General features: G+C 56.6%; 22 protein-coding genes. 20 read left to right on the top strand and 2 right to left on the bottom strand.

Features of this window, described 5'->3' with window-relative positions:
• Positions 1 to 54 precede the first annotated feature (54 nt).
• The 16 genes from G0034_RS03020 to G0034_RS02945 all read left to right on the top strand — a co-directional run bounded on the left by G0034_RS03020 (position 55) and on the right by G0034_RS02945 (position 13,954).
• Complete coding sequence (locus tag G0034_RS03020; RefSeq protein WP_023331963.1) at positions 55 to 696, top strand: TetR/AcrR family transcriptional regulator; 642 nt, start codon at positions 55 to 57, stop codon at positions 694 to 696.
• A gap of 41 nt (positions 697 to 737) precedes the next feature.
• On the top strand, positions 738 to 1,190 hold the full coding sequence (locus G0034_RS03015) for a MarR family winged helix-turn-helix transcriptional regulator (RefSeq protein ID WP_014882434.1): 453 nt from the start codon (positions 738 to 740) through the stop codon (positions 1,188 to 1,190).
• Positions 1,191 to 1,274: 84 nt separating this feature from the next.
• A complete protein-coding gene (locus tag G0034_RS03010; protein ID WP_010427173.1) occupies positions 1,275 to 1,703 on the top strand; it encodes an organic hydroperoxide resistance protein in 429 nt (142 codons plus the stop codon).
• Between the two features lie 148 nt (positions 1,704 to 1,851).
• Positions 1,852 to 2,397, top strand: coding sequence for a primosomal protein DnaT (gene dnaT / locus G0034_RS03005; RefSeq protein WP_023338998.1), 546 nt, complete (start codon positions 1,852 to 1,854; stop codon positions 2,395 to 2,397).
• Positions 2,394 to 3,131, top strand: coding sequence for a replicative helicase loader DnaC (dnaC, locus tag G0034_RS03000; RefSeq protein ID WP_014882432.1), 738 nt, complete (start codon positions 2,394 to 2,396; stop codon positions 3,129 to 3,131). Before dnaT ends, dnaC begins: the two co-directional genes overlap by 4 nt.
• An 84-nt stretch (positions 3,132 to 3,215) precedes the next feature.
• Positions 3,216 to 3,698: a YjjA family protein gene (locus tag G0034_RS02995; protein WP_179120503.1), complete on the top strand. Its 483-nt coding sequence runs from the start codon at positions 3,216 to 3,218 to the stop codon at positions 3,696 to 3,698.
• Positions 3,699 to 3,968: 270 nt separating this feature from the next.
• Positions 3,969 to 6,260, top strand: a complete 2,292-nt coding sequence (gene opgB, locus G0034_RS02990; protein ID WP_014882430.1) for a phosphatidylglycerol--membrane-oligosaccharide glycerophosphotransferase — start codon at positions 3,969 to 3,971, stop codon at positions 6,258 to 6,260.
• A 180-nt stretch (positions 6,261 to 6,440) separates the two neighbouring features.
• Entirely contained in the window at positions 6,441 to 7,079 is a 639-nt protein-coding gene (locus G0034_RS02985) for an EAL domain-containing protein (RefSeq protein WP_023331959.1), read from the top strand.
• Positions 7,076 to 7,618: a helix-turn-helix transcriptional regulator gene (locus G0034_RS02980; protein ID WP_117580862.1), complete on the top strand. Its 543-nt coding sequence runs from the start codon at positions 7,076 to 7,078 to the stop codon at positions 7,616 to 7,618. Before G0034_RS02985 ends, G0034_RS02980 begins: the two co-directional genes overlap by 4 nt.
• 32 nt (positions 7,619 to 7,650) lie before the next feature.
• Positions 7,651 to 8,148: a Csu type fimbrial protein gene (locus tag G0034_RS02975; protein WP_117580860.1), complete on the top strand. Its 498-nt coding sequence runs from the start codon at positions 7,651 to 7,653 to the stop codon at positions 8,146 to 8,148.
• Positions 8,149 to 8,150: 2 nt separating this feature from the next.
• The gene (locus G0034_RS02970; protein ID WP_023331956.1) at positions 8,151 to 8,927 is read left to right on the top strand and encodes a fimbrial biogenesis chaperone; all 777 of its coding nucleotides are present in this window, start codon (positions 8,151 to 8,153) and stop codon (positions 8,925 to 8,927) included.
• Positions 8,848 to 11,127, top strand: a complete 2,280-nt coding sequence (locus G0034_RS02965; RefSeq protein WP_232952330.1) for a fimbria/pilus outer membrane usher protein — start codon at positions 8,848 to 8,850, stop codon at positions 11,125 to 11,127. Before G0034_RS02970 ends, G0034_RS02965 begins: the two co-directional genes overlap by 80 nt.
• Positions 11,118 to 12,074 carry a Csu type fimbrial protein gene (locus tag G0034_RS02960; protein WP_179120502.1) on the top strand — a complete coding sequence of 319 codons (957 nt, stop codon included), beginning with the start codon at positions 11,118 to 11,120 and terminating at the stop codon, positions 12,072 to 12,074. Before G0034_RS02965 ends, G0034_RS02960 begins: the two co-directional genes overlap by 10 nt.
• A gap of 128 nt (positions 12,075 to 12,202) precedes the next feature.
• Positions 12,203 to 12,943 (top strand): winged helix-turn-helix domain-containing protein, encoded by a 741-nt coding sequence (locus tag G0034_RS02955; RefSeq protein ID WP_032637566.1) that lies wholly within the window; start codon positions 12,203 to 12,205, stop codon positions 12,941 to 12,943.
• 1 nt (position 12,944) lies between these two features.
• Complete coding sequence (locus G0034_RS02950; protein ID WP_179120501.1) at positions 12,945 to 13,418, top strand: FidL-like protein; 474 nt, start codon at positions 12,945 to 12,947, stop codon at positions 13,416 to 13,418.
• Between the two features lie 29 nt (positions 13,419 to 13,447).
• On the top strand, positions 13,448 to 13,954 hold the full coding sequence (locus G0034_RS02945) for a GNAT family N-acetyltransferase (RefSeq protein ID WP_179120500.1): 507 nt from the start codon (positions 13,448 to 13,450) through the stop codon (positions 13,952 to 13,954).
• 138 nt (positions 13,955 to 14,092) lie between these two features.
• Here the strand turns inward: G0034_RS02945 and tsr are convergent, their stop codons facing one another.
• Positions 14,093 to 15,757: a methyl-accepting chemotaxis protein gene (gene tsr, locus G0034_RS02940; RefSeq protein ID WP_014882420.1), complete on the bottom strand. Its 1,665-nt coding sequence runs from the start codon at positions 15,755 to 15,757 to the stop codon at positions 14,093 to 14,095.
• An 83-nt stretch (positions 15,758 to 15,840) separates the two neighbouring features.
• Entirely contained in the window at positions 15,841 to 16,281 is a 441-nt protein-coding gene (gene hpaR / locus G0034_RS02935) for a homoprotocatechuate degradation operon regulator HpaR (protein WP_014882419.1), read from the bottom strand.
• Between the two features lie 270 nt (positions 16,282 to 16,551).
• Between hpaR and hpaG the strand changes: the two genes are divergently transcribed.
• Genes hpaG through G0034_RS02915 form a run of 4 tightly spaced genes read left to right on the top strand, consistent with a single transcriptional unit; the run spans position 16,552 to position 20,536 of the window.
• A complete protein-coding gene (gene hpaG, locus G0034_RS02930; RefSeq protein WP_023331949.1) occupies positions 16,552 to 17,829 on the top strand; it encodes a 4-hydroxyphenylacetate degradation bifunctional isomerase/decarboxylase in 1,278 nt (425 codons plus the stop codon).
• Positions 17,826 to 19,292 carry a 5-carboxymethyl-2-hydroxymuconate semialdehyde dehydrogenase gene (gene hpaE / locus G0034_RS02925; protein WP_014882417.1) on the top strand — a complete coding sequence of 489 codons (1,467 nt, stop codon included), beginning with the start codon at positions 17,826 to 17,828 and terminating at the stop codon, positions 19,290 to 19,292. The genes hpaG and hpaE overlap by 4 nt, the downstream gene beginning before the upstream one ends.
• Before the next feature lie 2 nt (positions 19,293 to 19,294).
• On the top strand, positions 19,295 to 20,146 hold the full coding sequence (gene hpaD / locus G0034_RS02920; RefSeq protein ID WP_045281852.1) for a 3,4-dihydroxyphenylacetate 2,3-dioxygenase: 852 nt from the start codon (positions 19,295 to 19,297) through the stop codon (positions 20,144 to 20,146).
• A gap of 9 nt (positions 20,147 to 20,155) precedes the next feature.
• A complete protein-coding gene (locus tag G0034_RS02915; RefSeq protein WP_014882415.1) occupies positions 20,156 to 20,536 on the top strand; it encodes a 5-carboxymethyl-2-hydroxymuconate Delta-isomerase in 381 nt (126 codons plus the stop codon).
• Positions 20,537 to 20,579: the final 43 nt, after the last annotated feature.

The following is a 20,579-nucleotide window of genomic DNA, read 5'->3' as shown; positions in this document are numbered from 1 at the left end:
TCGTTACCGTGGAGATAATCTTTCTGGTCCGTTTGGTGAAAATAAGGAAAGGATGTGGCTAACCCTGGCAGCGAACACCCCGAGCACAACGAAGAGTCCAGCCTGAAAGAGAAAATTTTTCAGAGCGCTATTGCGCTGTTTGCCGAATACGGACTGAACGGCGCCCGCATGGAGCAGATCGCGGAGAAAGCGGGCACCACCAAACGCATGGTGGTTTACCATTTTAAGAATAAAGAAAATCTTTATCTGCTGGTGCTGGAACACGTTTACACCGAAATTCGCGCCAGCGAAAAAGCGCTTAGCCTGGCGGATATGCCCCCCGTCGAAGCGCTGGTCCACCTGGTTGAAACCACCTTTGACTATCATGCTGACCATCCGGATTACATCCGTATCATCTGCATGGAAAACATGCAGCGTGGCCGCTTTATGCAGCAGTCGAATTATCTGCGCCAGGTTAACCGCAGCGCACTCGACCTGCTGGAAGAGATCCTGCGTCGCGGCAAAGAGAAACTGCTGTTCAGCCAGACGGTTGACGCCCGCGATCTCCACCGCCTGATAAGCAGCTTCAGCTTTCACTACGTCGCCAACAGCTACACCTTCACTCTGCTGTTTGAAGAGGGTGCCGACGAGCGGGCTCAGCGCCAGCACTACCGTAAAATGGCCGTTCAGGTGGCGCTGCGATATACCTGCCCATAAAATTGCTTGCAATTAAATCGCACACTATCTATATTCATCTCATGAACGCGAAAACGAACGACACGACCGCTGCGCTCCTGCTGGATAACCAGCTCTGCTTTGCCCTCTATTCGGCAAATCTGGCGCTTAACAAGCTGTACCGGCAGTTGCTGGCACCGCTAAACCTGACTTACCCGCAATATCTGGTGATGCTGGTGCTGTGGGAGCAGGATGACGTGACGGTATCAGACATCGGTGAACGGCTGTTCCTTGATTCCGCAACGCTGACGCCGCTGCTGAAGCGTCTGGAAAGCGCCGGTCTCATCAACCGTCACCGCTCGCGTAAAGACGAACGTCAGGTCGCTGTCACCCTGACTGATGCAGGACGTCACCTACAGCAGCAGGCCGCAGGGATCCCTCATGCGGTGGGATGCGCGGCACAGTGTGATACCGAGACCATGCTGTCGCTCAAGCAGCAGCTGGAAGTTTTGCGACAACAGATTCAACGCGCGTGACGCTATACTTTACGCGTATTTCTTTACCCATGTATATCGCACGCTATTTAATAGCACACATAAAAGTAAGATGAGGAACCTGCCATGTCTTTAGAAAAAGTTGTTTATACCGCCAAAGCAAAAGCCACCGGGGGCCGTGACGGCCGTGCGACCTCTTCCGATGGCGTTCTGGATGTCAAACTGGGCGTGCCAAAAGAGATGGGCGGCATGGGGGGTGAAGTGACTAACCCTGAGCAGCTGTTTGCTGCTGGCTACTCCGCCTGCTTCCTGGGCGCAATGAAGTTTGTCGCGGCTCGCGACAAATTTGCCCTGCCTAAAGAAGCCTTTATTGAAGGCGAAGTGGGTATTGGTCCGTTGCCAACCGGTTTTGGTATCGAAGCAAAACTGAACATCCACGTTGAAGGGATGGATCCGGCGGAAGCCAAAAAACTGGTCGATGCGGCGCACATTGTTTGCCCTTACTCTAACGCGACCCGCGGCAACATCGATGTGACCCTGAATATCATCGCGTGATAAATGCCTGATGGCGCTGTGCTTATCAGGTCTATGACTGTAGCCCCGGTACGCGCAGCGCCACCGGGGAAATCCCCTCCTTCCCTTCCCCCTCTCTGTGCTACCATAAGCCCTTATCACGCCCGTCGTTATCAGTAGAGTAAGCGTTATGTCCTCCAGAATTCTGACCACCAGCATTGCTGGCATTGATGCCTTTATGCGCGACCCACGCGGTGTGTTGACTCACGCCGAAGGCGGCACGGTTGCGGTTTTTGCCGACAACGCGCCGGCGTTTTACGCAATCACGCCGGAACGTCTGGCACAGCTTCTGGAGACTGAAGCGCAATTATCCCGCCCGGTGAGCGATGTCACGCTGGATAACCAGTTGTTTGATGAACCGGTTAACGCCCCGGTGACCGTTCCGATGGGCAAATTTGCCCTGTATGCGGGCTGGCAGCCCGACGCCGATTTTCAACGGCAGGCCGCACTGTGGGGCATTGCGTTAACCCAACCGGCCACCGCGGAAGAGCTCGCCGCCTTTACGGCCTGGTGGCAGGCAGAGGGTAAAGTTTTCACCCATATTCAGTGGCAGCAAAAGCTAGCGCGTCATCTGCAGATTACCCGCGCCAGCAATAACGGCCAGCCAAAACGCGATATCAACGCGTTTTCAGAACCGGATAAACAGATCCCCAGTGGATTCCGAGGTGCGAAATGAAGAACGTCGGTGACCTGATGAAACGTCTGCAAAAAATGATGCCAGCTAACGTGAAGCCCGCTTTCACGACGGGGGAAGAACTGCTGGCGTGGCAAAAAGAGCAAGGAAAAATCCGTGCCGCCGCGCTCGCCCGCGAAAACCGGGCGATGAAAATGCAGCGCACGTTTAACCGCTCCGGTATTCGCCCTCTGCATCAGAATTGCTCGTTTGATAACTATAAAGTTGAAACCAGCGGGCAGATGAACGCGCTCGCCGCCGCACGTCAGTACGTGGATGAATTTGACGGTAATATCGCCAGCTTCATTTTTAGCGGTAAACCGGGCACCGGGAAGAACCATCTTGCCGCGGCCATCTGTAACGAACTGCTTCTGCGCGGTAAATCGGTGCTCATTATCACCGTGGCCGATATCATGTCCGCCATGAAAGACACCTTCAGCAACCGCGAAACCAGCGAAGAACAGCTGCTTAACGATCTGAGTAATGTCGATTTACTGGTCATCGACGAGATTGGCGTTCAGACGGAATCCCGTTATGAAAAGGTCATCATCAATCAGATTGTCGATCGCCGTTCTTCCTCCAAACGCCCCACCGGCATGCTCACAAACCACAACATCGACGAGATGACCCGCTTACTGGGCGAACGCGTCATGGACCGTATGAAGCTGGGTAACAGTCTGTATGTCATCTTCGACTGGGACAGTTACCGCAGCCGCGTTACCGGCAAAGAGTATTAAGACAGTTCCAGGAATCGCCAGCGGGACACAGGTATATACTGGAACCCCTTCCGGCCCAAAACGGACCTTTTTGAGAAAGCCATTATGAAAAAACAGATCCTTATCAGCACCTTTTTAGGCGCGCTGCTGGTTACCAGCGCAGCGCAAGCGGCGTCCTGGCAGGAGTCCCTCTCAAGCGCAGCAAACGAGCTGACCAAAGAGAGCAGCAGCACTCAGGGTGGGCTCTCCGCCTCTTCCCTCACCAGCCTGCTTAGCAACAGCTCCCAAAGCCTGAGCGCGGGCACGATGAACAACGCGGCGGGGATTCTGGAATATTGCGCGAAGCAAAAACTGGCCTCGGTGACCGACGCGCAAAACGTGAAAAACCAGGTGCTGGGTAAACTGGGTCTCGATACTCAGGAGCAAAAAGCGGATACCAGCTATATGGATGGCATTCAGGGTCTGCTTAACGCACAAAACGGTCAGCAACTTAACCTGAGCACCCTTGGCAACTCTTCTATGGCGAAACAGGTGAAAACCAAAGCCTGCGATCTGGTGTTGAAACAAGGCGTTAATTTCATCTCCTGATTTCCCCCATTTTCTGCCACAACACGCCGCGTTTAATGCGATAGTCTTGCATCGCGGCGTGAAACGAGCGTTTTTCCAACCTGCCACCGTCTCAGCGTCCGTTTGTCAGGATGCGACCTTCTTCATAAAAACGATTTTCTAAACCAAATCCTAACAACAGCACACTTTCGTGACACTAAAATTGCAGCTAAACGACATCGCCATTACATTGTATAACCCAAAAAATAAACAGTTAGCCAGCGAAGCACCTGGCGTCATGAGGATATGCTGTTGTCAGAATTCATGTCTCTTGTCCTTTTTCTGGCTTCTGTGGGCGTTTATGCCTGGAAAGCCGGCCGTAACACCTGGTGGTTTATCGCCACACTGGTCGTACTCGGCTTTTTTATTATTTTGAACATTACCTTATACGCCAGCGATTACTTCACCGGTGACGGGATCAACGATGCGGTACTTTATACCCTGACGAACAGCCTGACGGGCGCGGGAGTGGGCAAGTACATTCTTCCGGGGCTGGGCCTGGTTGTGGCGCTGGTAACCATATTTGGCGCACTCGCCTGGGTGCTGCGCCGCCGGCGCCATCTTCCTCATCATCATGGTTACAGCCTGCTGGCGCTTTTCCTGGCGTTAGCCTCCGTCGACGCCAGCCCGGCGTTTCATCAGATCACCGAACTGGTGAAATCTCAGTCGCGTGACGGCGATCCAGACTTTGTGGCGTACTACAAAGAGCCATCGAAAACGATCGCCAACCCGAAACTCAACCTGGTCTATATCTACGGTGAAAGCCTTGAGCGCACCTACTTCGACAACACTGCGTTCCCGAACCTGACCCCGGACCTGGGGGCGCTGAAAGATGAAGGTCTCGATTTCAGCCACACCATGCAGTTACCCGGCACGGATTACACTATCGCCGGGATGGTGGCTTCCCAGTGCGGTATCCCGCTGTTCGCACCTTTTGAAGGTAACGCTTCAGCCTCGATGTCGACGTTCTTCCCGCAGAATATTTGCCTGGGCGATATACTGAAAAATTCCGGTTACGAAAACTACTTCGTGCAGGGTGCAAACCTGCGCTTTGCCGGAAAAGATGTGTTCCTGAAATCCCACGGTTTTGATCACCTGTACGGCTCAGAAGAGTTAAAGACGACGGTTGCCGACCCGACCTACCGCAACGACTGGGGTTTCTATGACGATACCGTACTGGACGAAACCTGGAAGAAATTCGAGGCGCTTTCCCGCGCCGGGAAGCGTTTTTCCCTCTTCGCGCTGACGGTAGATACGCACCATCCGGATGGTTTCGTCTCGCGCACCTGTAAACGCAAACGCTATGACGTGGACGGCAAAAGCAACGCCTCCTTTAGCGCCGTGACCTGTAGCCAGGAGCATATCGCCGCGCTGGTCGAGAAAATCAAAGCCTCGCCGTATTTTAAAAACACCGTCATCGTCGTCTCGTCTGACCATCTGGCGATGAAAAACAGCGCCTGGGATCAGCTCAACAAGCAGGATCGCAGCAACCTGTTCTTCGTTCTGCGCGGCGACCAGCCGCAACAAGAGGTGATCGCCACCAAACGCAACTCCATGGATAACGGCGCAACCGTGCTGGACATTCTGGGTGGCGACAACTTTATTGGCCTGGGTCGCAGCACGCTGTCCGGGCAATCCCTGTCGGAAGTGTTCCTCAACATGAAGGAGAAAATCCTCGCCTGGAAGCCCGACATCATCCGGCTGTGGAACTTCCCGAAAGAGATGAAAGACTTCACCATCGATCGGGAGAAAAACACGATTGCCTTCTCTGGCAGTAACTTCCGTCTGCCGCTGCTGGTACGGGTGTCGGACAGTCGCGTTGAACCGCTACCGGAAAGTGAATATTCCGCACCGCTGCGTTTCCAGCTGGCCGATTTCGCCCCACGCGATAACTTTGTCTGGATCGACAGGTGTTACAAAATGGGTCAGCTCTGGTCACAGCCGCTGGCGCTGTCGACCGACTGGTGCGTCTCTCAGGGGCAGCTTGGCGGGGAGCAAACCGTGCAGCATGTGGACAAAGCCCAGTGGAAAGGCAAAACCGCCTTTAAAGATACGGTGATTGATACCACACGCTATCAGCACAACATCGACATGCTGAAAATCGTCGACAACGACATTCGCTATAAAGCAGACAGCTTCATCTTCAACGTGGCCGGCGCGCCTGAAGAAGTGAAGCAGTTTAGCGGCATCTCTCGTCCGGAGTCGTGGGGACGCTGGTCAAACGCGCAGTTGGGTAACGAAGTGAAAATTGAGTACACCCATCCCCTGCCGGAGCAATTTGACCTGGTGATCACAGCCAGAGCGTATGGACCTAACGCGAATAAGCCAGTGCCGGTGCGCGTGGGCGATGAGGAGCAGACGCTGACGCTTGGGAATGATGTCAGCACGCACACTCTGCATTTTGCCAACCCATCGCGCAGCAATACCCTGGTGATTGTGCCGCCAGACCCGCAGTCCACCAATGAAGGAAATATTCTTGGCCACTCACCGCGCGAGCTCGGGATTGGCATGGTCGAAATCAAAATTGTCAGCAGACAAGGTTAATGCCTGAGCACCCGGCGTCCCTGCCGGGTGCTTATAAAAATAAATAAACCTATAAATTGATTATAAATTAGATAAAAACACCATATATAAGTCATTTTTATTTATAAATATCCCGAAAAAACACCATTCTATAAAATGTGTAACTCCTAAAGTAACGACGGAGAGTGACACACTTTTATCATGCTAACCGGCTATAAGTTCGAATCCATCCGGGCACTGCGCAGTGAACATGTGATTGCCTGGGAGGTATTGTCCACGGCAAAACCCCACGTCAATCTCGAAGACTATTTTGACGCCATGCCTTCGACGCAGCGTAAACAACTTTTCTTTGCGCAGCTTCGCCATGCCATGTTTTGCGAAGAGGGCGACAAATATTATCTCAACGCGACATCAGATTTGCTGCTGGAAACGGACTTCCTCGACAGGCTAAAAGAAGCAACACCCTGTCCGGAGAGGCTTGCTATCGAAGTGACCGATCTCCATACGATGGTACAACTCGATGATACGCAAAGCCGGGTCCTGCGAAACTGCATTGCGACACTTCATCTTTGGGGAATTGAAGTGTGGGCTGATGATGTCTGTGAAGCCATTCTTCCCGAACTGCTTGCCAGCCAGATCCGCTTCTGTGGCGTCAAAATTGACAAACATACTTTCTGGAGCGGGCGCACAGAGCAGGCGAAGTTTCTGCATCTCACCCGTCAATGTAAGCGTGTCGCCAGTAAAGTCCTTATTGAAGGCATCGAAACGGCGGGCGATTTCGCACTGGCCCGGGCGAGCGCGGCCGATTACGGCCAGGGTTATCTGTGGGGTCTAAAATGACGCCTTTCATCGCAAATGCCGGCTATCAGGTTATCGTTCTGAGCAGCAACGCTTTTTTATGGCTTGGCCTGAATTCGATCCTGTCGACAGCCGTATCACCCCGTCCTGAGGCGTACTGGATTAACAACGTTAATCCACAAGGGCTTATGCGTCTGCAGACACTGCTGCTCAATACGCACGTCGGGGGAAACTGGCTGTTATTGACGGACGCGGCCCGGGTCAACGACATTAACGCCTGGCTACACAACGCGCGGGTCAGAGTGGTTGCGGACAATGTGTCTCTCGCGCAGCTAAGCCTCTGTTTTAGCGACACAAGCTTCTCTTTCGAGAATACCGCCACGCTCACCTGTCAGGAGATGCGGGTTTGCATGCTGTTCCATAAAGGATTCAGCCCGATACGTATTGCGCAAATCCTTAATAAGTCACCTAAAACGATCTACACCCACAAACGTAACGCGATGAACAAATTTTGCTGCCAGAACCTGGCGGAATTCCATCAAAAACTCTGCCTGCTGGACGCGCTCCCCTCTTCTTTGTAATTGCACTGTTATTCACGTCAGGAAATACGATCATGAGAATTATCCCTGTTGTTGTATGTTGTTCCGTTCTCCTGCTTCCTGCTGCTGCAATCGCCGCAGACAGCACCACAAGCGCGACGATGCACGTTTCACTTGAGGTGGTGAAGTCCTGCACGCTCAAAGCCAACGACCTCAATTTCTCGCGCCACGGCTCGGATGAATCAAGCGAAATTCAGGCCAAAACGCAGGTCGATATCGTCTGTACCAACGGGACGCCGTTCACGCTCTCTGCTACCAGCAACGATAGCAGCGACAACGGCACCTTCTGGCTGAAGCCAGAAAACGGTGAAACGGGCGCACAGAAGATTGCCTGGAAACTTTTTGCCGATGAGGGCAAACAGACGCAAATTACCAACACCGATGGACTCACCGACACCGGCAACGGCATGGAACAGCAAGAGACGCTGTATGGCGTGATTGACGCAGGTGCCCTGACAACCGCGCAGGCTGGCGCCTATAGCGATGATGTCACGTTGAATCTGGTGTATTGATCATGCGTCGTTTTCTCCCCTGCTTCATTCTGTGGTTCATGATGCTGGCGCTGCTGTCACGCTACGCGATGGCCGCCACGCTTCAGGTGGCCCCAGTGACGCTCGACCTCCAGAGCGGGCAAAGCGCCTCGGCGGTCTACCTCACTAACAGCGGTAAAGCGGCCATCCATGCGCAGATACGGGTTTACGAATGGACCCAGCAAAACGGTAAAGATGTATTAACGGCCACCGACGAGGTGGTCAGCAGCCCGGCGATGACCTCACTGGCGCCGGGCCAGCAGCAGCTGGTGCGCATAATCGTGATGCAGCCAGGGATCCGTGAACAGGAGCAAAGTTACCGGCTGGTCATTGATGAGCTACCGGATGCAACGTCCCGCGCGGCCAATCCCAACGCGATACACTTTCTGCTTCGCTACTCCATTCCTGTCTTCATTGCCGGAAACCAGAATATGCCCGTCAGCCGCGATGCCCTGAGCTGCGAACAGGCGGACACCCCGGGAACGATCCGCTGCTATAACGCCGGAAACAGCCATATCCGCCTGAGCCACCTGCAGGTTCTGACGGCCACCGGTCAGGTCGTCGGGTCGTTGAAAGGGCTGGCGGGCTATGTTCTGCCGGGACAGACCGCGCTTATAACGCTAAAGCACACTTCGCGCCACACGTTCAGCGCGTTGCGCGCCTATCTCAATGACGACCACCATGCCAGCCAGATACCCCTGCGCCCGCTTGCTTCTCGCGCTCCTGTTTTGGCTACCGCTGATGCTGTCAGCCCGGACTGAACCCGCCGCCGATACCCTGCAATGGCTGGCAATCACCGTGAACCACGACCCGCGCGGGGATCTGTGGGCCTGCCGGGTAGTGGGAGATGCGCTGTGGATGGACCACCGCGACCTCAAAAAACTGGGGCTTCGCGCCCCGGATAACGCCAACGAGTGGGTCGCGCTGACGTCCCTGCCGGGTCTGAAAGTCAGTCTCGATTTGCATGCTCAGCAGGTCTCCATTACCGCCGACGCAAAGGCGCTTGAGGGCCAACAGCATCTGTCTGTCGGGAGGCCGACGCCGCAGTATCGCTATCCTGAGGCGCAGCCCATTAGCGTGTTGACGCTCGGGTATGCGCTTTATGGCAGCGGCGCAGAGGGGAAACGCCAGCTTAACGCGCAAACGTCGCTCACCGCATCCGGGGCGCTTCCCGGAACGTTCAGCAGCAGCTTTTCGAGCCATGCCGGTGAGGAAAACAGCGCAGGTCGGCCCCGCCACACACGCCTTGAAACCCGCTGGCAGTGGGACAACACGGACTCGCTCACGAGTCTGGCGCTGGGCGACAACATCACCACGGGCTCCCGCTGGAGCCGACAGGTACGCTTTGGCGGGCTGCACTGGGCGCGTAATTTTGAGCTCAATCCGCAGCTCAACACCGAACCGCGTAGCTGTTACAGCGACACGGCGGTTCTGCCTTCTACGGTCGATCTGTACATCGACGGGCTTAAGCAGAGCAGCCAGCGCGTCACGCCGGGCGATTTTCTGCTGGATACCCTGCCCTCATTTACCGGAAGCGGGCAGGCCCAGGTGGTCATTACCGACATCAACGGTCAGCGTCGTACCGTACAGCTCGATCTCTACGGTGCGCCGGGGATGCTGGCGGAAGGACTCAGCAGCGGCTCGCTGGATATCGGCTGGATGCGACAAAACTACGCCCTGCGATCCAATGACTATGCCGCCTCGCCCATGCTCGACGCAGGGTGGCGCTACGGGGTGAATAACCAGCTGACGCTGGCGCTGCACACGGAGCAGCAGAGTAAACTGCGCAATGTCGGGACAGGGGTCGACTGGCTGATCTCGCCCGGGACAGGGATTATCAGCCAGCATGTCGCCATCAGCGACAGCCCCTACGGTCAGGGAAAACAGTGGGGCCTTGGCTGGCAATGGAACGGTCGCGGGACGGGGATCTCTGCCAGTACCGTTCGTACCGATGCCACATTTGCCGATAACGCCCGCATGAGCGGTACCCTCCCCGTCAGACGCAGCGATAGCGTTTGGGTCAGCCAGTCGATACCCCATTCAGGTACCTTCGGTGCGGGCTGGGTACAGCAAAACATTCAGGGCACCAAACAACGCTATCTCAACGCCTCCTGGTCCGCCTCGCTGCCGGCACACATTTCCACCACGCTGAGCTACACCCGCTCGTTTACGGATGCATCGAGCCACGTTCAGCTGATGCTCTCGATCCCGTTAGGGCGTGAGGATACCCTCTCCGTTCAGGCCAGCCGCGATATGCCGCGCATGGATTATCGCCATCAGCCGGACGATCAGGTCGGCGGCTGGTCATGGCAGCTGGGGCGAGGCTTTGGCGAGCACCGGGAAACCTATGCGGACGTGGGCTATCTGGGCCACGCAGGTGAGTGGCACGTCGGGATGGCGCAGGGCGCTAACTATGCCTCAGCCGAGGGTAGCCTGACGCTGCTGGATGGCAGCCTGCACACGCTGCGCTACAGCCAACAAAGCCTGGCCCTGGTCTCCACGCACGGTGTCGGACATGTGCCAGTGATGCTGGAAAACCGCCCGGCAGGCGAAACCGACGAGAAAGGGTATCTGCTGCTGACCGACCTGCCGCGTTACCACGCCAGTAAAGTCAGCATCAATCCGCTGGATCTGCCTGCCGACGTGATTGCCCCCGTCACCGACATGCAGGCCAGACCGGGCAACGGCGGCGCGGTAAAAGTCGATTTTAACGTCCATCACGCCGTCACAGTTCAGGCCCGACTGGTGGACAGCCACCACAATCCGCTCCCGCTCGGCAGCATTGTCTCAACGCCACGCGGTGCCACCATTGTGGGGCGTGACGGTTTTATCTGGCTTGAAGACCCGCCTCTGCCGGGTGAGCTGGTGGTAAAAACTGGTGAGGGTGAGTGCCGGGTCAGACTTCCGGCCCCCCGTACTGCGTCACCCATACAGAATATTGGAGAACAACAGTGTCATTAAAAGCACCGTTCTTGTTGCTGCTTGCGGTGTCCGTGAAGGCGATGGCCGCCGCATGCTGGATAACATCACCTGCCGTCATCAACTTTGGCAATGTCGTGGCGGGCAATGCCGCGTCGACCAACACCGAAGTTAAATTTAGCTGTCAGGCTGACAACAACGGCACGACGGAATATATCAACGTCTGTCTGAGCAGTATCGACGCACCGCCCTTTCAGATGGTCTCACCGGGAGATTCGGAGGGTAAACAGTACACCCTGCTTTTCCGCCTGCTTAACGGCGACGCGCGCGCTCAGGAACTCGGTCCCGCCAGCAGCGGGGAACTCATTCAGCAGACTCTGACCGCCGACAGCAATGCCAACATCAGCGGGAGCTTTCCGCTTATCGCCACCGTCCCGGCAGGGCAAAACCAACTTCCGGCGTACCACTATTACAACTACAACATGAATCTGCGCATCGCCTGGCACAGCGCTAGCCGTCAGGATGCACTGCAAAACTGCTCGGATGGCTCTGCGGAGGGGGAGCAGGTGCAGGGCGGTACCAATGCGCAGGCCGAAATCAGCCAGGGCTGCTACATAGAACGCGTCACCCCGCTTAACTTCGGCACCCTCAACAGTACCGCCACGCTGCGCCCGACGCGTTCCACCGCAACCCTTACCACGCGCTGTCCGGCCGGTACAGCGTTTACGCTTGGCATGGGCAACGGCAACCATGCCATCGGGAATCAGCGGCAGCTGTGTAACGATGAGGGTCAGTGCCTGCGCTACGGGCTCTGGCAGGATGCGGGTGCCACGCAAAGCTGGGGCGCTCTGCACAGCGGCGATGCGCTGCATGTCACCCATCCCACTGGCGGCACCCAGAACTTCACCGTTTACGGGGAAGTCCCCGCTCAGCCCCTGAGCGGTACAGGGGAATTTATTGATGACGTGATAATCACGCTGACTTATTAAACAGACCAAAATCCTGTCTGGATCAATGTTATCGGTAACAATGGCGTTAAAATAGCCACCAGCTCTGCATACAAGGCGTAAACCTTCTCTTTTTTTATTCGTTATCTCTGTCTGTTTTACAACAACTTATGAAATACCTGCTTGCTGACGCCATCGTCTACAACGACGAGGACGGTTCTGTTTCTCTTATCAATGTGCCGCCTGAGGATGCGCAGATCCTCACCTGCACAGCCAATAGCATTATGAAGCTGCTGGTGCAGCATCATGGGAACGTGGTCGAGCGGGAGACCTTCCTGCATGACGTCTGGGATCGGCGTGGGCTCCAGGGGTCTAACAATTCGTTAAACCAGTACATCAGTATCTTGCGCAAAATGCTGGCCAGCCTGCTTCCCGACGTGCTGTTTATCGTCACCGTCCCCAGGACGGGCTTTATGCTCAGCGCAGACGTCACGGTAACAGCCCTGGAGGAAGAAACACCGGCCGCCGAAACGGCGAAAACTGCAGTACCCGCCCGACCGGAGCGGCTGCTCTGGGGCGCGCTTACGCTGGCGGTCGTAGCGCTGTGCCTCTGGATAACGGCTATCAAACCCGAAACCCGGCAGAAGGACATTCATCTGCTGACCCATATCGGGAACTGTCCGGTCTATACCTTTACGCCGCTGGCGGATGTGTTTCACGAGCGGGCGGCTGCGCTGGCGCAAAGCCTTCAGCAGGACGGTCACCTTCCGTGCCTGGAAAATTCAATTTTCTACATGCACATTCAGCGAACGCTTTTCTACGGCCACGAGGGACGACTGGTGCTCTCCCAATGCTCGCTCACGCAGGGGCAAGCGAGCGCCTGTCGTACGCTTTACTATTACGAGTGGTGATATGAGATACACAAAAATCTGGCTCATTCTGGCCCTTAACCTGATGATTACCGGCGCTGCACTGGCGTGGTATTTCTACACGCCACCGCTGTCGATGGCATGCAATGGATACCTGACCTTCTCCGACAAACGTGACAGCCACGATTTCACGTTTGACGGGGAGGTCATCATGCAGTTTCACCCCAACAAAACCGGGTACATCACGCTAAACGGTAACGTGGAGAATGCCCCAAACCACTGGGAAGTGTCCCGTCAGGAGATGTTTAAATGGCGCCACGTGGAAGGGGAACTGTATGAGATCGTTATTCAAAAAGTGGAGCGTTTTGGCCATGACGCCATGCCGCCGGGCGTATTTGAGAAATACGTCGCGGGCCTGACCCAGGGGAAAAAAAGGCTCCTGGCGATAGAGCGCACGACGCATGATGCACTGGTTATCAGCAATTTTTACTCGCCGGTGCTGGTCTGCACAGAATAATACCGACGGGTCAGGCTATACTTCCCGCCATGAACATTCGCATTCGCCCTACCACCTTCAGCGATGCTGCCACCCTGCCCGCCATTGAACGCGCGGCGGGCGAGCGTTTTCGTGAAATCCCCCCTCTCGCCTGGCTTGCCGAGGGTGAGGTGATTTCAACTGAAGAGCATCTCAACTATGCCGAACGGGGGCTAAGCTGGCTGGCGCTGGCGAACGACCATCCCGTTGGGTTTATCCTCGCAGAGGCGCACGCGACATCGCTGTTTATTGTCGAACTTTCGGTGCATCTGGACTGGCAGGGAAAGGGGATTGGTCGGCAGCTCATTAACGCTGTGGCTGACCATGCCCGCGAAGGGGGGCTGTCGTCGCTGACGTTGACGACATTCTGCGACGTACCGTGGAATGCGCCGTTCTATGAGCGGCTGGGGTTTGAATACGTCACTGAACTCACGCCTGAACTGCGTCAGAAAAGGGAAGATGAGACAGCGCACGGCTTAGCGTTTGACTCCCGCTGCGCCATGCGTCTGCCGCTTTGATATCGCCCGGTGGCGCTGCGCTGACCGGGCCTACAAAACCCTGAACCGTAGGCCGGGTAAGGCATAGCCGACACCCGGCACATACCCCTCCCCGTAGGCCGGGTAAGGCGAAGCCGCCACCCGGCACAACACGCACGATCAGAACGTTTCCCAGTTATCACCCGCATCAGCGGTTGCCGCTTTACGCGACATCACCGGGGTAGCAACGCTTTTCGCCGAAGCGAACTCGCGCGCTTTCATCTGCTCCTGCTGAATGCGGAACACCGCGACAGCCTGGGTCAGGCGGCTCGCCTGCTCTTCCAGCGCCGCCGCCGCTGCGGCAGACTCTTCCACCAGCGAGGCGTTCTGCTGGGTCACGCGATCCATCTCGGCGACCGCCAGACCTACCTGGTCGATACCGCGGCTCTGCTCGTCAGAAGCCGAGGCGATTTCGCCCATGATATCCGTAACGCGGGTTACCGCATTCACGATCTCGCCCATGGTTTCACCGGCGCTTTCTACCAGCGTTGAACCCACTTCCACGCGACCCACAGAGTCTTCAATCAGGCTCTTGATTTCACGTGCTGCCTGGGCGCTGCGCTGGGCCAGGTTACGCACTTCACCTGCCACCACCGCAAAACCACGGCCCTGCTCGCCTGCGCGCGCCGCTTCTACCGCCGCGTTCAGTGCCAGGATGTTGGTCTGGAAAGCAATTCCGTCGATCACGCTAATAATGTCGGCAATCTTCTGCGAACTACCGGCGATATCGCGCATGGTCTGCACTACGTTGTCCACCACTTTACCGCCTTTCTGCGCGGTCTCGGACGCGCTCAGCGCCAGATGGCTCGCCTGACGGGCGTTTTCGGCGTTCTGCTTCACGGTCGCCGTCAGCTGCTCCATGCTGGCAGCAGTCTCTTCCAGGGACGCAGCCTGCTGTTCTGTACGGGAAGAGAGGTCGTTATTGCCCATCGCGATTTCGCTCGCGCCGCTGTAGATAGCATTCGCGCCATTACGCACGTCGCCAACGGTCCGTACCAGCTCACTCTGCATATGACGCAGAGAATCGGCCAGTTCGCCCATCTCGTTGGAGCCCTCCACTTCAATGCGCTTCACCAGATCGCCGCTGGCGATATGGCGAATGTTGTCGATGAGGCGCGTCAGCGGCGAAATCAGCGCCTGCTTGATACCCAACCAGACGGCCACGATCACCACCAGCACGGCAAGCAGCACGCTAATCAGCACCCAGATGGCCTGGCTGAAGGAGCTCTTGCTGTCTTCAACCGCCATTTGATACAGCTTGTCGTTCTGCTGCAGGTAGCTGACATACTGCTTCTCAAAACCATCCTGGTAGCTCTGGGTCGGCTGATCGAAGAAGGCGTTGATTTTGCCCGCACCCAGCAGCTGAATCAGCTCCGCCAGCGCACCGTGGTAGATATCGTAGTTACGCTTGATCTCCATGGCATCCGCATCGCTTTGACGCGGATCGCGCGGCAGGGCCTCGTAGGCGGCCCAGTTTTTTTCCGCCTGCTTCAGCGACGTGGACGCGATTTGCATCAGATCGTTAACGGTCGCGCCGCTGCCGATATTGCTCTGATCCATCATGTAGCGAATACCCGCGCGGTTCAGGGTATTACGGGTTTGCAGCAACGCCACCCAGCTGGCATTCAGCGTGGATTGTTGCTGGCGAATGGTTTGCAGGACGGTGAAATTCTCTTTGTCATGCTTAAGGGCATTGAAGAAAAGACCACCGGATGTGAGTTGTAACAGGCCAAATATAGCTAAAACCAGCATTAAACTGGTGACAATCTTGATACGGTTTAACATGTTTTCTCTTTCCTCAGACAGATACAGAATTTTCGGCCTGGAAAGGGAAAACTTTACGAAAATCATCCTGGAATTTGTGGTTTTTACTCTTCTTCCCGCGCTGCGTTATGCCGGTTTCCGAGTTCAATAAACTCTTCCAGCAGCGTCGTCAGCTGTTTCATCTTCTCCGGCGTGTATTCCGCCTCAATCTGCTGGTATGCCTCTTCCACCTGCGCCTGGGCGTGCTCATACAGCGCATTGCCCTCTTTGGTCAGCGACACGTACAGCTTGCGCTGGTCGTTCACTGGCTTTAAGCGCAGCACCAGGCCGTCGCGCTCCATGCGCGTCAGAATGCCGGTCAGGCTGGGACGCAAAATGCAGGTGCGAAACGCCAGATCGTGAAAATCCATCGACGGATGTTCCGCCAGCACGCGCACAATCCGCCACTGCTGCTCGGTCAGGTTATGTCGCTTCACAATGGGTCGGAAGTACGACATCGCCGCTTCCCGCGCCTGCAGCAGCGCGATGGTTAATGAATCATGCATAGCCTCTCCCCGCCCTTCATTAACAAGTAAACAATTCATAAAAGATGTTTTTATAAACAACACGTTTTCTGCCGAAAAGTCTAACAGAAACCCGCCAATTTTGTTAACACACTGATTTTAATCAAAATAAAAACCAATATGTAAATTTATTGTTATTCATATCACAAATTTTTCACTTCTGATTGCGAAATAAACAGCAAAAGCATAAAACCAGATCATTAACATATTAATGAAATCATAACCCGGACTGCCGGGGTGAGGAGCAGGTGAATGAAAGGTACCGTTTTTGCCGTCGCGTTGAATCATCAAAGCCAGCGCGATGCCTGGGCTGAGGCGTTTGAAAAAGCCCCCTACAACACACCGCCGAAAACGGCAGTGTGGTTTATCAAACCGCATAACACCGTGATCCGCGCAGGCGATCCCATTCCCTTCCCGCAGGGTGAAACGGTGCTAAGCGGCGCGACTGTCGCGCTGGTGGTGGGCAAAACGGCCAGCAAGGTGCGCGAGGAAGACGCGGCGGCGTACATTGCCGGATATGCGCTGGCCAACGAGGTGAGTCTGCCGGAAGAGAGCTTCTACCGCCCGGCGATCAAGGCGAAATGCCGGGACGGATTCTGCCCGCTGGGCGAGCTGGTCAACGTTGATAACGTGGATAACCTGACCCTCATCACCGAGATTAACGGCCGCGAGGCGGACCACTGGAATACGGCCGATTTGCATCGCAACGCCGCGCAGCTGCTGAGCGCCCTGAGTGAGTTCGCGACCCTTAATCCCGGCGATGCGATATTGCTCGGCACCCCGCACAGCCGCGTCGAGATCCGCCCTGGAGACCGGGTACGCATTCTGGCAAAAGGTTTTCCGCCGCTGGAAAACCCGGTGGTGGACGAACGCGACGTCGCTATCGCTCACCGCACGCCCCCGCACGCCACGCTGTTCGCCCTTGGCCTGAACTACGCCGACCACGCCAGCGAACTGGACTTCAAGCCCCCCACCGAGCCGCTGGTGTTTATCAAAGCGCCGAACACTTTCAACGGTGACGACCAGACCTCGGTGCGCCCGAACAACATCGACTACATGCACTACGAAGCGGAGCTGGTGGTGGTCATCGGCAAAACCGCCCGCAAGGTGAGTGAAGCCGAGGCGATGGACGTTGTTGCGGGCTACACGGTCTGCAACGACTACGCCATCCGCGACTATCTCGAGAACTACTACCGCCCAAACCTGCGGGTGAAAAGCCGCGACGGGCTGACCCCCATTTCCCCAAACATCGTACCAAAAGAAGCCATTCCCGACCCGCACAACCTCGCCCTGCGCACCTTCGTTAACGGCGAACTGCGACAGCTTGGCACGACGGCGGATCTGATTTTCAGCATCCCGTTCCTGATTGCCTACCTGAGCGATTTTATGACCCTGCAACCGGGCGACATGATTGCCACCGGCACGCCGAAGGGGCTGTCCGACGTGGTGCCGGGGGATGAAGTGGTGGTGGAAGTGGAAGGCGTAGGACGCCTGGTAAACCGAATTGTGAGTGAGGAGACGGCAAAATGAAAAAAATTAACCATTGGATCAACGGCAAAAACGTGGCGGGAAGCGACTATTTCCACACCACCAATCCGGCCTCCGGCGAGGTGCTGGCCGAAGTGGCTTCCGGCGGTGAAGCCGAAATCCATCAGGCCGTAGCCGCCGCGAAAGAGGCGTTTCCAAAATGGGCCAACCTGCCGATGAAGGAACGCGCGCGGCTGATGCGTCGTCTGGGCGATCTAATCGATCAGAACGTGCCCGAGATCGCCGCTATGGAGACCGCCGACACCGGCCTGCCGATCCACCAGACTAAAAACGTGCTGATCCCGCGCGCCTCGCACAACTTCGAGTTTTTCGCCGAGGTGTGCCAGCAGATGAACGGCAAAACCTACCCGGTTGACGACAAAATGCTCAACTACACCCTGGTGCAGCCGGTGGGCGTCTGCGCGCTGGTGTCACCGTGGAACGTGCCGTTCATGACCGCCACCTGGAAGGTCGCCCCGTGCCTGGCGCTCGGCAATACCGCGGTACTGAAAATGTCTGAACTCTCCCCGCTGACCGCCGACCGTCTGGGCGAGCTGGCGCTGGAGGCGGGCATTCCGGCGGGTGTACTCAACGTTGTGCAGGGCTACGGCGCGACGGCAGGCGATGCGCTGGTGCGTCATCACGACGTGCGCGCCGTCTCCTTTACCGGCGGCACGGCCACCGGGCGCAATATTATGAAAAACGCCGGGCTGAAGAAGTATTCCATGGAGCTGGGCGGCAAATCCCCGGTGCTGATTTTTGAAGACGCGGACATCGAGCGCGCGCTAGATGCCGCCCTGTTCACCATCTTCTCCATCAACGGCGAGCGCTGCACCGCGGGCTCGCGCATCTTCATCCAGCAGAGCATCTACCCGGAGTTCGTCAAACGCTTTGCGGAGCGTGCCAACCGTCTGCGCGTGGGCGACCCGACCGATCCGACCACCCAGATTGGGGCACTCATCAGCAAGTCACACTGGGAGAAAGTCTCTGGCTATATTCGCCTCGGCATTGAAGAGGGCGCGACCCTGCTGGCGGGCGGCCCGGACAAACCGACCGACCTGCCTGCGCATCTGAAAGGCGGCAACTTCCTGCGCCCGACCGTACTGGCGGACGTCGACAACCGCATGCGCGTGGCGCAGGAGGAGATCTTCGGGCCGGTGGCCTGCCTGCTGCCGTTTAAGGATGAAGCGGAAGGTCTGCGCCTGGCGAACGACGTGGAGTACGGTCTGGCGTCGTACATCTGGACCCAGGACGTCAGCAAAGTGCTGCGCCTGGCGCGCAATATCGAAGCGGGCATGGTGTTCGTCAATACCCAGAACGTGCGCGACCTGCGCCAGCCGTTTGGCGGCGTGAAGGCCTCCGGCACCGGGCGCGAAGGCGGCGAGTACAGCTTTGAGGTGTTTGCGGAGATGAAGAACGTCTGCATCTCCATGGGCGACCATCCGATTCCTAAATGGGGGATCTGATCATGGGTACATTAGCGTTAGCGGCAAAAATCACCCACGTCCCGTCAATGTATCTCTCCGAGCTGCCGGGGAAAAACCGCGGCTGCCGTCAGGGCGCCATCGACGGGCATAAAGAGATCGGCAAGCGCTGCCGCGAGCTGGGCGTGGACACCATCATCGTCTTCGATACCCACTGGCTGGTGAACAGCGCATACCACATCAACTGTGCGGACCATTTTTCAGGCGTCTACACCAGCAACGAACTGCCGCACTTTATCCGCGACATGACTTACGACTACGACGGCAACCCGGCGCTCGGCCAGTTGATTGCCGACGAGGCGGTGAAGCTCGGCGTGCGCGCCAAGGCGCACAACATCCCGAGTCTGAAGCTGGAGTACGGCACGCTGGTGCCGATGCGTTACATGAACCCGGATAAACACTTCAAAGTGGTCTCTATCTCGGCGTTCTGCACCGTTCACGACTTCGCCGACAGCCGCAAACTCGGTGAGGCCATCGTCAGCGCCATCAAAAAATACGACGGCACCGTGGCGGTGCTCGCCAGCGGCTCACTGTCGCACCGCTTTATCGACGACCAGCGCGCGGAAGAAGGGATGAACAGCTATACCCGCGAGTTTGACCGCCAGATGGACGAGCGCGTGGTGAAGCTGTGGCGCGAGGGGCAGTTCAAAGAATTCTGCAGCATGCTGCCGGAATACGCCGACTACTGCTACGGCGAAGGCAATATGCATGACACGGTGATGCTGCTGGGCATGCTCGGCTGGGACAAATACGACGGCAAGGTGGAGTTTCTCACCGAGTTGTTCGCCAGCTCCGGTACCGGCCAGGTTAACGCCGTTTTCCCCCTGCCCGCGTGAGGAGCCACCATGCCGCACTTTATTGCTGAATGTACCGACAACATCCGCGAGCAGGCAGACCTGCCGGGGTTGTTCGCCAAAGTGAACGAGGCGCTGGCCGCCACGGGCATCTTCCCGATCGGCGGTATCCGCAGCCGCGCCCACTGGCTGGATACCTGGCAGATGGCCGACGGTAAGCAGGATTACGCCTTTGTACATATGACGCTGAAGATCGGTTCCGGGCGCAGCCTGGAAAGTCGGGAAGCCGTAGGGGAAATGCTGTTTGGGCTTATCAAAGCGCACTTTGCTGCGTTGATGGCTGCCCGCTATCTGGCGCTGTCGTTCGAGCTGGACGAACTGCACCCGACGCTCAATTACAAACAAAACAACGTGCACGCGTTGTTTAAGTAATACCGCTCGATCTGTCCCCCCTCCCTTTGGGAGAGGGTTAGGG

It is taken from the genome of Enterobacter sp. T2, assembly GCF_010692925.1.
In the GTDB taxonomy this organism is placed as follows: Bacteria; Pseudomonadota; Gammaproteobacteria; order Enterobacterales; family Enterobacteriaceae; genus Enterobacter; species Enterobacter kobei.
This window is presented reverse-complemented; position numbering and strand designations above follow the sequence as displayed.

Bases quoted from the DNA above. Each gene is read 5' to 3' on its own strand.
- G0034_RS02975 (WP_117580860.1), top strand. From the start codon at position 7,651: ATGAGAATTATCCCTGTTGTTGTATGTTGTTCCGTTCTCCTGCTTCCT.
- G0034_RS02980 (WP_117580862.1), top strand. From the start codon at position 7,076: ATGACGCCTTTCATCGCAAATGCCGGCTATCAGGTTATCGTTCTGAGC.
- G0034_RS02955 (WP_032637566.1), top strand. From the start codon at position 12,203: ATGAAATACCTGCTTGCTGACGCCATCGTCTACAACGACGAGGACGGT.
- hpaD (WP_045281852.1), top strand. From the start codon at position 19,295: ATGGGTACATTAGCGTTAGCGGCAAAAATCACCCACGTCCCGTCAATG.
- G0034_RS02985 (WP_023331959.1), top strand. From the start codon at position 6,441: ATGCTAACCGGCTATAAGTTCGAATCCATCCGGGCACTGCGCAGTGAA.
- G0034_RS03015 (WP_014882434.1), top strand. From the start codon at position 738: ATGAACGCGAAAACGAACGACACGACCGCTGCGCTCCTGCTGGATAAC.
- G0034_RS02950 (WP_179120501.1), top strand. From the start codon at position 12,945: ATGAGATACACAAAAATCTGGCTCATTCTGGCCCTTAACCTGATGATT.
- dnaC (WP_014882432.1), top strand. From the start codon at position 2,394: ATGAAGAACGTCGGTGACCTGATGAAACGTCTGCAAAAAATGATGCCA.
- G0034_RS02995 (WP_179120503.1), top strand. From the start codon at position 3,216: ATGAAAAAACAGATCCTTATCAGCACCTTTTTAGGCGCGCTGCTGGTT.
- dnaT (WP_023338998.1), top strand. From the start codon at position 1,852: ATGTCCTCCAGAATTCTGACCACCAGCATTGCTGGCATTGATGCCTTT.
- hpaG (WP_023331949.1), top strand. From the start codon at position 16,552: ATGAAAGGTACCGTTTTTGCCGTCGCGTTGAATCATCAAAGCCAGCGC.
- G0034_RS02915 (WP_014882415.1), top strand. From the start codon at position 20,156: ATGCCGCACTTTATTGCTGAATGTACCGACAACATCCGCGAGCAGGCA.
- G0034_RS02970 (WP_023331956.1), top strand. From the start codon at position 8,151: ATGCGTCGTTTTCTCCCCTGCTTCATTCTGTGGTTCATGATGCTGGCG.
- hpaE (WP_014882417.1), top strand. From the start codon at position 17,826: ATGAAAAAAATTAACCATTGGATCAACGGCAAAAACGTGGCGGGAAGC.
- hpaR (WP_014882419.1), bottom strand. From the start codon at position 16,281: ATGCATGATTCATTAACCATCGCGCTGCTGCAGGCGCGGGAAGCGGCG.
- G0034_RS03010 (WP_010427173.1), top strand. From the start codon at position 1,275: ATGTCTTTAGAAAAAGTTGTTTATACCGCCAAAGCAAAAGCCACCGGG.
- G0034_RS02945 (WP_179120500.1), top strand. From the start codon at position 13,448: ATGAACATTCGCATTCGCCCTACCACCTTCAGCGATGCTGCCACCCTG.
- tsr (WP_014882420.1), bottom strand. From the start codon at position 15,757: ATGTTAAACCGTATCAAGATTGTCACCAGTTTAATGCTGGTTTTAGCT.
- G0034_RS02965 (WP_232952330.1), top strand. From the start codon at position 8,848: ATGCCAGCCAGATACCCCTGCGCCCGCTTGCTTCTCGCGCTCCTGTTT.